Origin of the sequence: Luteimonas galliterrae (assembly GCF_023374055.1) — a bacterium.
Classification (GTDB): Bacteria; Pseudomonadota; Gammaproteobacteria; order Xanthomonadales; family Xanthomonadaceae; genus Luteimonas_C; species Luteimonas_C galliterrae.
In genome coordinates this window covers 2,194,048-2,206,620 of the sequence record NZ_JAMBEP010000001.1, presented here as the reverse complement: position 1 = coordinate 2,206,620, position 12,573 = coordinate 2,194,048, and the positions used below count along the sequence as shown (strand labels likewise).

General features: G+C 66.1%; 11 protein-coding genes. 10 read left to right on the top strand and 1 reads right to left on the bottom strand.

Annotated elements, in window-relative coordinates; all coding sequences use genetic code 11:
- Nucleotides 1-56: 56 nt before the first annotated feature.
- Nucleotides 57-1,649, top strand: a complete 1,593-nt coding sequence (locus M2650_RS10110) for a DUF418 domain-containing protein (protein WP_249473856.1) — start codon at nt 57-59, stop codon at nt 1,647-1,649.
- A gap of 40 nt (nt 1,650-1,689) precedes the next feature.
- Nucleotides 1,690-2,958 carry a DUF418 domain-containing protein gene (locus tag M2650_RS10105; protein WP_249473855.1) on the top strand — a complete coding sequence of 423 codons (1,269 nt, stop codon included), beginning with the start codon at nt 1,690-1,692 and terminating at the stop codon, nt 2,956-2,958.
- 789 nt (nt 2,959-3,747) lie between these two features.
- Here the strand turns inward: M2650_RS10105 and M2650_RS10100 are convergent.
- Nucleotides 3,748-4,728 (bottom strand): alpha/beta fold hydrolase, encoded by a 981-nt coding sequence (locus M2650_RS10100; protein ID WP_249473853.1) that lies wholly within the window; start codon nt 4,726-4,728, stop codon nt 3,748-3,750.
- A gap of 137 nt (nt 4,729-4,865) precedes the next feature.
- Here M2650_RS10100 and M2650_RS10095 point away from each other — a divergent pair, with 137 nt between their 5' ends.
- The 8 genes from M2650_RS10095 to rpoH all read left to right on the top strand — a co-directional run bounded on the left by M2650_RS10095 (nt 4,866) and on the right by rpoH (nt 12,478).
- Nucleotides 4,866-5,699, top strand: a complete 834-nt coding sequence (locus tag M2650_RS10095) for a helix-turn-helix domain-containing protein (RefSeq protein ID WP_249473851.1) — start codon at nt 4,866-4,868, stop codon at nt 5,697-5,699.
- Between the two features lie 282 nt (nt 5,700-5,981).
- Nucleotides 5,982-6,605 (top strand): hypothetical protein, encoded by a 624-nt coding sequence (locus M2650_RS10090; protein ID WP_249473849.1) that lies wholly within the window; start codon nt 5,982-5,984, stop codon nt 6,603-6,605.
- Nucleotides 6,606-6,675: 70 nt separating this feature from the next.
- Entirely contained in the window at nt 6,676-7,317 is a 642-nt protein-coding gene (locus M2650_RS10085) for a hypothetical protein (RefSeq protein WP_249473848.1), read from the top strand.
- On the top strand, nt 7,314-7,781 hold the full coding sequence (locus tag M2650_RS10080) for a hypothetical protein (RefSeq protein ID WP_249473847.1): 468 nt from the start codon (nt 7,314-7,316) through the stop codon (nt 7,779-7,781). Before M2650_RS10085 ends, M2650_RS10080 begins: the two co-directional genes overlap by 4 nt.
- The gene (locus tag M2650_RS10075; RefSeq protein ID WP_249473846.1) at nt 7,781-8,578 is read left to right on the top strand and encodes a COG1470 family protein; all 798 of its coding nucleotides are present in this window, start codon (nt 7,781-7,783) and stop codon (nt 8,576-8,578) included. Before M2650_RS10080 ends, M2650_RS10075 begins: the two co-directional genes overlap by 1 nt.
- A gap of 35 nt (nt 8,579-8,613) precedes the next feature.
- On the top strand, nt 8,614-10,545 hold the full coding sequence (locus M2650_RS10070) for a carboxypeptidase-like regulatory domain-containing protein (RefSeq protein ID WP_249473844.1): 1,932 nt from the start codon (nt 8,614-8,616) through the stop codon (nt 10,543-10,545).
- 29 nt (nt 10,546-10,574) lie between these two features.
- Nucleotides 10,575-11,342, top strand: coding sequence for an EAL domain-containing protein (locus M2650_RS10065; RefSeq protein ID WP_249473842.1), 768 nt, complete (start codon nt 10,575-10,577; stop codon nt 11,340-11,342).
- A gap of 260 nt (nt 11,343-11,602) precedes the next feature.
- Nucleotides 11,603-12,478 (top strand): RNA polymerase sigma factor RpoH, encoded by an 876-nt coding sequence (rpoH, locus tag M2650_RS10060; RefSeq protein WP_425602519.1) that lies wholly within the window; start codon nt 11,603-11,605, stop codon nt 12,476-12,478.
- Nucleotides 12,479-12,573: the final 95 nt, after the last annotated feature.

Sequence of the window (12,573 nt, the reverse complement as noted above, 5' to 3'; positions counted from 1 at the left end):
TGCCTTCGGTCCGGAATCGCCGTCACGATTTCCGCACCCCCCGCGGCACCGCTTCCATGAACCTTCCTTCCACGCCGATGCCATCGGCGTTGTCGCCCATTGCCGAGCAGGAGCGCATCCGGACGCTCGACATCGTGCGCGCCGTGGCGCTTTTCGGCGTATTCCTGATGAACGTCGAATACTTCGCGCGTCCGCTGCAGGCGCCGGAGCGGATGATCGAACCCGGCTTGCGCGGGCTGAACCATGCGCTCGCCTGGTTCGAATACGTGTTCATGCACGGCAAGTTCTGGACCTTGTTCGCGATGCTTTTCGGCATGGGTTTCGCGGTCATGTTGGGCCGGGCGGAAATGCGGGGCGGCGATTTCGCCGCGCCCTACCTGCGCCGCACCGCCGCGTTGATGGCGATCGGGTTGGCCCATGGCGTGTTGGTGTGGGGCGGCGACATCCTGCACAGCTACGCAATCGGGGCCTGCGTGCTGCTGGTCGTGCTGCGCGGCCGCTGGTGGTGGTTGCTGCTGCCGTCGCTCGCGTTCCTGGCCGCCCAGGTGGCCTGGGGCAGCAGCCGCGCGCTGTTCACGGCGATGATCGCGTTCCTGATGTTCGCCGGCGCGGGCGCGTTCGTGCGCGAGCGGTCCGCTGCCGCAGGCACTGCGCGACGGTTCCCGTACTCGACCTTGCTGTCGTGGACGTTGTTGTTGTCCGCAATAGGCTTCGGCGTGCTCTGGATCGTTTCCCCCGGCTTCGTTCCGCTGGCGGCGATGGTCAGTTCCGCATTGCTGGGCGCGGCGAGCTTCTCCCTGCGTCCGGCCGGCCTGTCGCGGCTGTGGCGCGCGGGCGCGTCGATCTACCTGATCCTGCCGTTGGCGATCAGCGCGACGATCCTGCTGGGAAAGCTGCAACTCTCGACGCCGGCGCAGGCGCCGCCCGCCGCATCGGCCGCTTACGCCGCTGCGGAAGCTGCGGCAGCGCAGGCCGCTTCGATCAACGCCAGCGGCAGCTATGCGCAGAACGTGGCGCTGCGTTGGGACTATCTCGCCGACATGCTGACGTCCGGCGAAATCTACCTGTTGATCTCGGTCGTCGGCATGTTCCTGATCGGGTTCTGGTTCGTGCGCGCCGGCGCGATCGGCGACGTGCAGGCGAATCGCGGCTTGTTCCGTCGCATGGCGGCATTCGGCATTCCGGTCGGCATCGCACTGGCACTGTCCAGCGCGGCGTTCTATACCGGCGACGATCCGGCCAAGCGCGATCAAGCCTTCTTGGCTGCCAATCTGATGACGGTCGCCAACCTGGCGTTGAGCCTGGGCTATTTGGGCGCGCTGGTGCTGTTCGTCCACAGCCGCGAAAAACTGCGCCTGCGCTGGCTCGCGCCCGCAGGGCGCATGGCGCTGACGAACTACCTAACGCAATCGGTGGTCGGCACGCTGGTCTTTTACGGCTACGGCTTGGGCCTGCGGATGGACCGGATCGGCCAGCTGGCCCTGGTGATCGGCGTTTTCGCGCTGCAGGTGCTCGCGAGCCGTTGGTGGATGTCCCGTTTCCATTTCGGCCCGGCCGAATGGTTCTGGCGCGCAGCGACTTATGCGCGCTGGCCGCCCCTGTTCAGGCATCGCGCGCCCGCGGCCGCCATCGCCGCCGAAAGCGCCTAGTCCCGGCGCTAACGCCGCTCACGTTATTAGAGACATATCAATGAACAATCCATCCCACACGCTTCCCACGCCAGCGGCGTTGGCGCCGACCGGTCTCAACGAACGTTCCGAGTGGCTGGACGCGCTGCGTGGCTTCGCCTTGCTCGGCATCCTGCTCGCCAACATCGTGGCCTTCAGCGGTTACGCCTTCATGGGCCCCGATGCGAAGGCGGCGTTGCCGTGGAACGGCGCCGACGGCGTGCTGAACTATCTCGAGCATGCCCTGATCGAGGCCAAATTCTATTCGTTGTTCTCGTTCCTGTTCGGCTTGGGTTTCGCCGTGCAGCTGCAGCGCGCCGAGGCGCGCGGCGGCGATTTCAAGGCGGTATTCCGCCGGCGCATGGGCTGGCTGCTGGCGTTCGGCCTGGCGCATGCGATCTTCATCTGGTTCGGCGACATCCTGAATTTCTACGCTTTGATGGGTTTCGCGCTGCTGCTGTTCCGCAAGACGTCGGCGCGAGCGCTCCTGGGCTGGGCGATCTTCTTCCTGACCGCGCCGGTCTGGTTGTACGCGGCCTATCTTGGGTTCGCGCAAATGGCGCAGGCGGCGCCGATCGCGCCGCCGGAAACCACCGCGGGCATGCAGAGGATCATCGACAACTATGCGCACGGCGGCTATCCGGACGTGCTGGAATCCAACACGCTGATCTACGTGTTCGCATGGGTAAGGCGCATCTACCGCTTCCAGCTGCTGCGCATCTTCGGCATGTTCCTGCTCGGCGCATGGGCCGGCAAGATCGGACTGCTGGCCGCGCGCGATGCGCTGCGGCCGATGCTGAAACGCTGGCTGGTGTTGGGTTTCGCGATCGGCCTGCCGATGAATCTGGCCTTCGCCGCGATCGGCGGCAACGACGCGTTGGTGCCGGCCAGCCTCACGGGATTGTTGTCGATCACGCTGGGATCGGTGGGCATACCGCTGTTAAGCCTGGGCTATGCCGCCATGTTCGCTTTGTATTGGCGCAAGACGCGCGGCAGTGGCAATTTGTTCGTCGCCAGTGGTCGGATGGCGCTGACCCATTACCTCAGCCAGAGCGTGGTTTGCGTGATGCTGTTTTACGGCATCGGCTTCGGCATGTTTCAGCAGGCCAGCATCGGGGTGAGTCTGCTGTTCGCGCTGGCCGTCTGGTTGGCGCTCGCGCTGCTGTGCCGGGCTTGGCTCAAGCGCGGCGCGTTCGGGCCGATGGAGGCGTTGTGGCGTCGGCTGAGTTATGGGCCGGCGCAGCGCACGCAGAATTCCGGTGCGGTGCGCGCGCCGGACGCCGTCCTATAGCCAAATATCTTGCCGTAAGCCGTCATCCCAGCGAATGCTGGGACCCATCTTGCTTGTGCCCCCAAGTCGTCATCCCGGCGAAGGCCGGACTGCGGAGGCAGGAGGCCGGAGCGAACATCCGCGCAGCGGATGGCCCGAAGGGCATGCCGCAGGAGCGGCATGTCGTCCAGGCCCGCGCCCTGGCCAGTGGCGCTGCCACTCGCGCCATGGACAAAAGCTTCCGGCTGCGCCGGGTCACTTTCTTTGCTGGCCCAAAGAAAGTAACCCAAGAAAGGGCCTGAACTGCGGTGCGATGCGTCGTACCTGAAAGTCCGCCAGCGGACCTGCTTTCGTCGCAGGTGACCTTCTTACGCAGGTACTAGATTTTGATTCGCAGCGATTGTGGTGACGTGGCTTTTGCGGAGTTGCGCTAAGGAGGCGTTCGGGTCGATCGCCCCGAATCTAAATGTCGAAGCGACGGAGGAATCCCGAGGGCTGGCGAGCGGTGGCCAAGAACACGAGGTAACCCCATCGCCGGGATACCTTCCAAAGGCCCTTTTTCTTTGGTGACTTCTCTTTTTGGGCCCCACAAAAAGAAAGCATGCCCTGAGCTTGCCGAAGGGTCACTCGGCCGCGATTTTAGCGGACGAAACCCCGGCCTGAAAGGCCGGCAGGTCGCGAGAATCCACCAGCAAAGGCAGCGGGGCAAGCTCCGCTCTACAAAGCCAGAGCGAATCTTCCCCGGTCCCTTTTTCAAAGAGGGGAGACAAGCCAAGGCGTTGGATCCTCGGCTCTTGGGGCGATGTGCGATCAGCTTACGCCCCACAATTTGCGCGCTTCCTCCGCGATCAGGTCCGGGAACTCTTCGGGGAAGAACAGCTTGGCTTCGGCGATCCTGCGCACGCCGCGCGATGCGCCGAAAGCGCGGTCCAGATAATCCGGGCTCGACGACAGGAAAATATCGTCGGCCATCCCCCAGACGATTCGCGTCGGCACGCGGCTGGCTTTGAGCTTGGGTTCGATCCCGGCCAGGAAGTTGCGCTCCAATCCCAAAGCGTAAGCGTGGGTGTTGTCGGGATCGCGAACCAAGGGCCCCAGGTACATGTCCACCGCCTCGTCGGTCGGGCTGACGCGGAACGAGAACGTCGCCCCGCCCAGGCCTTGCGCCGAGCGCGCACGTCGCTTGTCGGCCAGATCCGGCGCCAGCCATTGCTCGACGAACTTGCCCTCGCGCGACAAATCCAGCACCGGTTTCAGCGCCGGCGGCGGACAATCGGGTTCGGTGTCGCAATTGGTCAGCAACAAGCTGCGCACGCGCTGGGGATGCTGCACGACGAACAACTGGGCGACGCCGCCGCCGCTATCGTTGGCGACGAGATCCACGGCGTCCACGCCGCGCTCGTCCAGGAATGCGAGCAGCATGTCCACTTGCGCTTGCGGATCGCGGCTCTGGCCCGCTGCGACTTTCGTGTAGCCCAGGCCCATGAAATCCGGTGCGATGCAGCGACGGCGATCGCCGGCGAGGCAGTCGAACGCGCCGCGCCATTGGAAGCCGTTCAACGGAAATCCGTGCAGAAACAGCGCGGCAGGGCCGCTGCCGCGATCGACGTATGCGATTTCGCCGAAGCGGGTCTTCGCGAAACGACGCGCGGCGTTCCAAGCGGCGGCATCGGTCGTCGCGGCCGGTGCCGCCCCTGCGCCTGCGGAAGCGGCCTGCGCCATAGCGGGTAGGCCGGCAGCGGCCATCGCCATCGCACCGCCCGCCCATCCCATGAATTCTCTGCGTTGCATGTCTCGGCTCCGATGGGCGGTGCGCCCGGTTCGAAGATCTTGGGCGGTGGTCGACACGGACTCAATGACGCGCCGGGTCATGACGCCATGACCTCGCAGGTCATGGCGTCGCTGCCGCGGTGGCTTATGCTCGCGGCATGCATACCGTCGAACGCCGGGTCACCGGGATCGCGCCGATCGGCGCGTTGTTGCGCGAATGGCGCGCTTCGCGCCGGTTGAGCCAGCTGAGCCTGGCGTTGGACGCCGGGGTTTCGACACGGCATCTCAGTTTCGTGGAGACGGGCAAAGCGCAGCCCAGTCGCGAACTGGTGGACAAGCTCGCCGATGCGCTGGCGATGCCGTTGCGCGAGCGCAATGCGTTGCTGGTCGCGGCCGGCTACGCGCCCAAGTATCCGGAAACCGCGCTGGCCACGCCGATGATGGCGCAGGTCAGGCGTGCGATCGATTCGATCCTGGCGCAGCAGGAACCTTATCCGGCCTTCCTGCTCAACCGGCACTGGGACGTGCTCGCCGCCAACGCCGCCGCGGCGCGCGTGAGCGCCTTCGTGCTCGATGGGCGGACGAGCCCGCATAGCAACATGCTGCACAACATCTTCGATCCGGCGGATCTGCGTTCGAAGATCGTGAACTGGGAAGAGATCGCGGGCGATTTGATGCGCCACCTGCACAGCGAGGTGGCGGCCACGCCGACCGATGCCGGGGTTCGCGATCTGCTGGAGCAAACGTTGGCCTATCCCGACGTCCCGCAGCACTGGCGCAACCGCGATGTGGCCGCCGCGCCGACGCCGCTGCTGACCACCCACTTCCGCCACAACGGCCGCGACCTGCGCTTCTTCTCCACCATCACCGCTTTCGGCACGCCGCGCGACGTGACTCTTGAAGAGCTGCGGATCGAATGCGCTTTCCCGGAGGACGAAGCCACCGCCGAATTCTGTCGGCAACTGGCGCGCGGGGATGCCGTGCAGGACTAGCCGGCACCGCCCGTTCCTGAACGGGCCCGGCCCCTATCGGAGGCGGACCGGACGCAGCAATTGGACGCGCTAAGGCACAAGTTGCCGTTTCTGAGCTAAGTCATTGACCCCGTTCAGGTCACGTAATCGGTTTCACGCGGCCATAACATTAAAGTTTGACGGCCGTCATGAAAAAAATGGGCGGAATTCGCGGTTTGGCACGGTTTCTGCTGTATCCCCCGCGAGGCAGGGGAATCACTTCTCGGCCCATTACCTATAAATGACTGGGGAGTCTTTATCGCTATGCGCACCATGACCAAGACCTTGCTGGCCGCTGCTTTGCTGGCTGCCGTTCCGATGATGGCCAACGCCGATTCGCAGTTCACCACCGGCAGCACTTCGCCGATTACCGCCCGAGCGCACCTGGACTTCCAGGTGACTATTCCCAAGATCCTGTACCTGCGCGTGGGCGACGGCTTGTCGATGGCCTCGGGCGGCAATATCGAACAGATCGCCTTCAACGTCGCCGCCGGCAACGTGGGCAACGGTACGGCCGTCGCCGCTACGACGCCCTCGGGCGACCTGGACAACGGTTCGGTGACCGCTCGCGTCATCGGCAACAACGGCAACATCACCTTCACCTCCACGACCACGGGCCCGCTCAACAACGGCGCCGGCGACACGATCTCCTACAGCCAGATCACCGCTGCGGTCGCCACCTTGACCTCGACCGTCGCATTGCCGCACCCGACCTTGGCCGATGGCGCTACGACCACCGTGACGCTCAATCCGGTCAGCGGCAAGCTGGTCAATCGCGATGCCGTTTGGACCTTCTCCTACGAGAACGACAACGTCGTCGCGCCGGGCATCTACGGCGGCACCAACGCCAACGGCAGCCGCGTGACCTACACCGCCTCGATGCCGTAATCGAAGGCGGTTGCGCCCGCAAGGCCGGGGGAATCGGCCTTGCGGTTTTCTTACGGAAGCGGAGAGTCCCATGTCCTTGTCTGCGCGCGGCCTGCGAGGGCTGCTGCTGTTGTTCGCCTTGTGCGCATGCAACGCGGCCCATGCGTTCGTGGTCACCATCGATCCCGGTCCGCGTGCGGTGTACCTGCGCGTGGGCAACGGCGCTTTCAGCAACACTAACTACACCGGCGGCGGCACGCCGCAGACCGGCGGCGCGATCAATCTCGTCTCCCTCGTGGTGCCCGCTGCCGTGCTGGGCAACGGCACCGATCTGGCGATGACGACCAACGCGTCCAGCGGCGTCAGCAACTACGACGGTTACGCCTTCTGCGACGTGCCCGCCGAAATCTACATCGGCGGCTTCTACCGGCGCGCGGCTTTCAGCGGCAGCGGCACCGCTACGTTGACCGCGTCCGTGCCGGCCAATCTGACCAATGCGTCCGGCGACACCATACCGTTCTCGCAGATCAGCTGGACCAGCAGCGGCAACGGCGACGGCACCACCGCGCAACCGGTGCCTGCAGGCAGCTTCAGCAGCGGCACGCAGACGCTCGCCAGTTTCCCGTCCAACAGTTGGCGCGAAAGCTGCCACAGCTTCCGCTACGGCAACGATGCGGTCGTCGCCGCCGGCACCTACACGGGCCGCGTCGTGTACACGTTGAGCGCGCCATGAGCATGCGCGCGCTCATCTTCGCGCTCGGCCTGCTGCTGGCGGCATCCCCGGCGATGGCCCGGACCACGCATCGCGTCGACGACAGCGCCAGCCAGGTGCTGGGCAACACGTTGAAGATGAAGTGGGACTCGGTCGCGCCGCAGCGCGGCCAGCGTCCGACGGTGTCCGGCACGATCACCGTGCTGGTGCGCCTGAACCTGGCGCCGTGGCAAGGCCGCAGCGGCCGCGTCTACATGACGCTGCCCGCGCAGGCGACAGGCCCCGTGACCGCCACCTGGACCACGCGCGGCCGCTTGCTGCCCGGAACGCTGCGCGCCGGCGAACGCACGCTGGTCTACGCCGGCGCGATGCCCGGCGGACTGCTCGAAGACACGATGCGGCTGGTCATCCAGGCCGACGGCCAGCGGTTGGCGCGCTCCGAGCAACTCAATTTCACGTTCGAGATCGACCTGGAGGGTCCGTGATGTCGCGCATATCGATGCAGGCGGCGTGTTTCGCGTTCGGCTTGCTGGCTTCGGCCTCCGCCGCCGCGCAAGGTTTTTCCGCGCTGGTGTCGCCGCCGCGTTTCGAAGACACGGCCAAGCCCGGCACGACCTACCGCAACGTCGTGGAGATTTCGAACGTTTCCAACACCGCCGCGCACTACAGCTTGCGGACCGCGGACTGGACGCTGGACGACAAAGCCGCCGCGGTATTCGCCGACGCGCTGGCGCCGAACAGCTGCAGGCCCTGGGTGGGCCTGGAAGCGGCCGGGATCGACGTCGCCGCCAACGGCAAGCGCCGCTATCGCTTCGAAGTGGCGGTGCCCGCGGACGCGCCCAGCGGCGAATGCCGTTTCGCGATCCTGCTCGAAGGCGATCCGGAGCGGGTCGCCAGCAGCGCCGTGCCGGAGGTGTCGGGCCGCATCGGCATCATCGTCTATCTCACCATCGGCGACGCCGCCGCGCAGCTGTCCATGCTCGGCGGCAAGGCCGACACGGTCGACGGCCGCGTCGTGCCGGTGCTGCAGATCCGCAATTCAGGCAATGCGCACGGCCGTCTCGCCGGCTTGATCGACGGCGTCGATGCGCAGGGCCGCAAGTTCGTGTTCGCGCCTTCCAGCATTCCGCTGCTGCCCGGGGAAACGCGCGCGATTTCGCTCATGCCCGAAGGCGACGACCCCGATACGCCGGCGCCGCCGATCGCCTTCCCTGTGCAGCTGAAAGGCCGCTTGGAGTGGGGCGCGCAGCGCTTGGCCATCGATACCGCCATCGCCCAATGAAATCCCGGCGCCACTTACATCGGCGAACGCTGGCCATGGCGCTCGCCGCCATCGTCGCGAGCGTCGCGCATGCGCAGGAGGCGCCGCAGGACGCGCCCTACCGCGATCGCATCATCGCCGCAGAATCGCTGGCGCCGTTGCCGCCGGACGACGAAGAGCCCGTCGACGCCGGCGGCTTGCCGCGCGCTTACCATCTCGAAGCCGTGGCGGCGCGCACCGAGCGCGGCGACGAAACCTTCAACGAGGAAGGCATCGCCGCTGGCGGCTTCTGGGAAACGCCGGCCTGGGGCAGCTTCTCGCTCGACGCCACCTTGTTCCACAGCAACCGCGATCGTTTCGAGCAAGACAGCGGCTGGGGCGGGGCGGCGACGTTGTGGCAGCGCAACCTGTACGTCGACGGCGGTTGGCACCTCGACAACGGCCTGGGCGCGATCAATACGCCTTCGCTGGGACTGCAGCGCGGGCAATACCGCTTCTTCCTGCCGACCGTGCCTTTCGCCGGCGTCAGCAGCCAGGCGACGCAGAGCGCGAGCGGCGTCACTTTCTACGGCGCGGTCGGCCGCGCCGGCCTGTACAACGGCACGCGCGTGGTCGGATTCGATCTGGCCGACGGCTATGTCGCTTCGGCCGGCGCGCAATGGCAATGGGCGCCGGGCTGGACCGGTGCGGCGTCTTATCTCGGCACGCATGGCCGGATTGAGCCGGACGATACGGGCGAAGCCACCTTCGTCGACGACGAAACCCACGCCGTGCACGTGGCCACCGGCTGGGAAGGCGAGCGCGACACGGTGCAGTTCAACGCATTGGCGAGCGATGCCGAGGAAGGCCGAGCGCAGGGCGCATGGATCGACGCCAGCGCCAGGCGCGGGCGTTACCGCCACAACTACGGCCTGTTCTCGCTGGACCCCGGCCTGGCGTGGGGTGCGCTGCCGATCAACAACGACATCCGCGGCGGCTATTACCGCATCGCTTACCAGTTCGCGCGCTGGAGCTGGAACCTGGGCCTGGACGACATCCGTTCGATCAGCGGTGAAGGTTTCGACGGCCAGTACGGTACCGGTTTCGCGCGCTACCAGGCCAGCAGCACGTTCGGTTACGGCGGCAGCCTGAGCATGCGCCACACGCCGGAGAACACCTACGCCGCGCAATTGTTCGCCGACAAGAGCATGCGCTGGGGCCAGACGCGCCTGCAGTTCGATCTTGCAGAAGGCGGCGACGGCGGCGGAGACAGCTGGCTGGCCAGCGTCGACCAGGCGTTTCCGATGCGAGGCGGCGCGCGTTTGTCGGCGTCGCTGGCCTATGGCGAACTGAGCTACGACGGCGAGCCGGCTACCGCGACCACCACGGTCGCGCTGTACGGCGGGCGCGACCTCACCGACACCTTGTCGATCGACGGCACCGCGCGCTGGACCCATGGCGACGGCCCCAGCGCGACGCGCGGCGTGGATTTCAACATCGGTTTGAACTGGCGCATCCGTCCGCGCTGGTCGTTGGCCGCCGCGTTCTACCAGAGCCAGGGTTCGCAGCGTTCGCCCTTCATCCTGGATCCGCTGGTCACCGATACGCCTTTCATTTCGCTGCCGCGCGACCGTTCGGTGTTCCTCACCCTGCGCTACGACCGCCAGGCCGGACAGCCGCTGGCCGTGATCGGCGGCGCGCCGGGCGCGGCCGTGGGCAGCGTCGCCGGTTCGCTGTTCCTGGACGACAACAACGACGGCGTGCGCGCGGCGTCGGAACTGCCGGCGGCCAACGTCACCATCGTGCTGGACGGCCGCTATTCGGTGCGCACCGACAGCAACGGCCAATTCGAATTCCCGCGCGTGGCCGTCGGCCCGCATCGCGTCGCGGTGCTGCCCGACAACCTGCCGCTGCCGTGGTTCGTCGAAGACGCCGCCGCGCAGCGCACGATCGAGGTGCGCGTGCGGCAGACCACGCGGCTGGATATTCCCGCGGGGCGGCAGCGATGACTTCCCTGGACATCGCAGCGCAGCCGCCCATGACCGGCAGCTCCATGCTCGCCAACGTCAGCCCCGCTGCGAACGCGGCCTTCGAGACCGGCGCGTTCCGCCAGGTACGGATCGCGTTCCAGCCCATCGTCGACTTGCGGCGCGGCTCCGTCTACGCGTACGAGGCGCTGGTGCGCGGCGCGAACGGCGAAGGCGCGCCGGAAGTGCTCGCCGCCGTGCCTCAGGCGCGGCGCGCCGTGTTCGACCATCGCACGATGCTTTTGGCGCTGTTCGCCGCGGCCAAGCTCGATCTGCGCACGCGGCTCGCGCTCAATCTGGCGCCGAGCGCGTTCGTGCATCCGGGCACGATCATGTCGCTACGCGCCGCGGCCGAGAGCGTGGGCCTGGCGCCCAGGCACATGATCCTCGAACTGTCCGAATCCGAACCGTTGAACCAACTGCGCATCGCCGAATCCCTGCACGCCTATCGGGCGATGGGTTTCGTCGTGGCGATCGACGATTTCGGCGCCGGCCACGCCGGACTCGGTTTGCTGGCCAGCTATCAACCGCAGCTGCTCAAGATCGACATGCACCTGGTGCGCGGCGTCGGCGGCGACAGCGTGCGCCAGGCCATCATCGAGAGCGTGATCGGCATCGCCGGCAAACTCGGCTGCGCCGTGGTGGCCGAGGGCGTGGAAACCGAGGCCGATGCCCGCAGGCTGCTCGCTTTGGGCATCCATCTGCAGCAGGGCTACCTTTATGCACGTCCCGGTTTGGAGGCTTTGCCGATACCGGATTTATCCTGGGCCGCTTTCTGACGAGTGGGGAAGGGCTCGCAGGCCCCCTACGGTTGCGCCAGGCGTCCGGGCCATCCGCTCCCGGCTCAAATAAATTGATTATTTTCAATAAGTTACGATAATCCGGCCCAAACCCTTGATTTACCGGTCTGGCGTACCGAATTAGGTATCCGGAGACTGCGGGGGAGTGGTTTTTCCATCCTGGCGTTCCATCAGCGAAACGCTGGGGAACTCCAGGTGCCCTTAGCAGTCATATCTGGCGACTGCTAAAATCGGAACCCATGAAGACCCCCATGTCCCAAGCCCTCGTCGCCAACAACCTGCCGATCCCCAGTGCGCTCGGTTCGCTGGACGCCTACATCGGTGCGGTCCACCAGATCCCTGTCCTCACCGTCGAGGAAGAGCAGGCGCTGGCCCAGCGTTTCCGCGAAGAAGACGATCTCGAAGCCGCCCGCGAGCTGGTCATGTCGCATTTGCGCTTCGTGGTGCACGTCGCCCGCGGTTACAACGGCTACGGCCTGCCGCTCGGCGATTTGATCCAGGAAGGCAACATCGGCCTGATGAAGGCCGTGAAGCGTTTCGATCCGGACGTGGGCGTGCGCCTGGTCTCGTTCGCGGTGCATTGGATCCGCGCCGAGATGCACGAGTTCATCCTCAAGAACTGGCGCATCGTCAAGGTCGCCACCACGAAGGCGCAGCGCAAGCTGTTCTTCAACCTGCGCAAGAGCAAGACGCGCCTGGGCTGGTTGAACGCCGAGGAAGTGCGCGCGGTCGCCAAGGATCTCAACGTCTCCGAGCGCGAAGTGCTGGAGATGGAGTCGCGCCTGTCCGGCCGCGATATCGGCTTCGACCTGTCTTCGGACGAGGACGACGACCACGCGCCGCCGGCGCCGGCCGCCTACCTGATGGCGAACGAGGAAGATCCCTCGCAGGCCTACGAGCGCAACGACAGCGAGGACCATCAGCTGGAACTGCTGCGCGAAGGCATGAGCCAGCTCGACGCCCGCTCGCGCGACATCATCAAGCGCCGCTGGCTGGACGCCGACAGCAAGATCACGCTGCAGGAACTGGCCGACGAGTACGGCGTTTCGGCCGAGCGCATCCGCCAGGTCGAGGCCAACGCGCTGAAGAAGATGAAGGCCTTGTTCGTCGCCTGATCCAAACGCCATCGAAAGACCAGAACGGCCCGGGAAACCGGGCCGTTTTTTGTTGCGCATGATTCGGATATCGGGTCCGGTTCGCGGCATTTAGC

Excerpts from the sequence above, each read along its gene's own strand:
- M2650_RS10110 (WP_249473856.1), top strand. The coding sequence starts at position 57 with ATGAACCTTCCTTCCACGCCGATGCCATCGGCGTTGTCGCCCATTGCC.
- M2650_RS10105 (WP_249473855.1), top strand. The coding sequence starts at position 1,690 with ATGAACAATCCATCCCACACGCTTCCCACGCCAGCGGCGTTGGCGCCG.
- M2650_RS10100 (WP_249473853.1), bottom strand. The coding sequence starts at position 4,728 with ATGCAACGCAGAGAATTCATGGGATGGGCGGGCGGTGCGATGGCGATG.
- M2650_RS10095 (WP_249473851.1), top strand. The coding sequence starts at position 4,866 with ATGCATACCGTCGAACGCCGGGTCACCGGGATCGCGCCGATCGGCGCG.
- M2650_RS10090 (WP_249473849.1), top strand. The coding sequence starts at position 5,982 with ATGCGCACCATGACCAAGACCTTGCTGGCCGCTGCTTTGCTGGCTGCC.
- M2650_RS10085 (WP_249473848.1), top strand. The coding sequence starts at position 6,676 with ATGTCCTTGTCTGCGCGCGGCCTGCGAGGGCTGCTGCTGTTGTTCGCC.
- M2650_RS10080 (WP_249473847.1), top strand. The coding sequence starts at position 7,314 with ATGAGCATGCGCGCGCTCATCTTCGCGCTCGGCCTGCTGCTGGCGGCA.
- M2650_RS10075 (WP_249473846.1), top strand. The coding sequence starts at position 7,781 with ATGTCGCGCATATCGATGCAGGCGGCGTGTTTCGCGTTCGGCTTGCTG.
- M2650_RS10070 (WP_249473844.1), top strand. The coding sequence starts at position 8,614 with ATGGCGCTCGCCGCCATCGTCGCGAGCGTCGCGCATGCGCAGGAGGCG.
- M2650_RS10065 (WP_249473842.1), top strand. The coding sequence starts at position 10,575 with ATGACCGGCAGCTCCATGCTCGCCAACGTCAGCCCCGCTGCGAACGCG.
- rpoH (WP_425602519.1), top strand. The coding sequence starts at position 11,603 with ATGAAGACCCCCATGTCCCAAGCCCTCGTCGCCAACAACCTGCCGATC.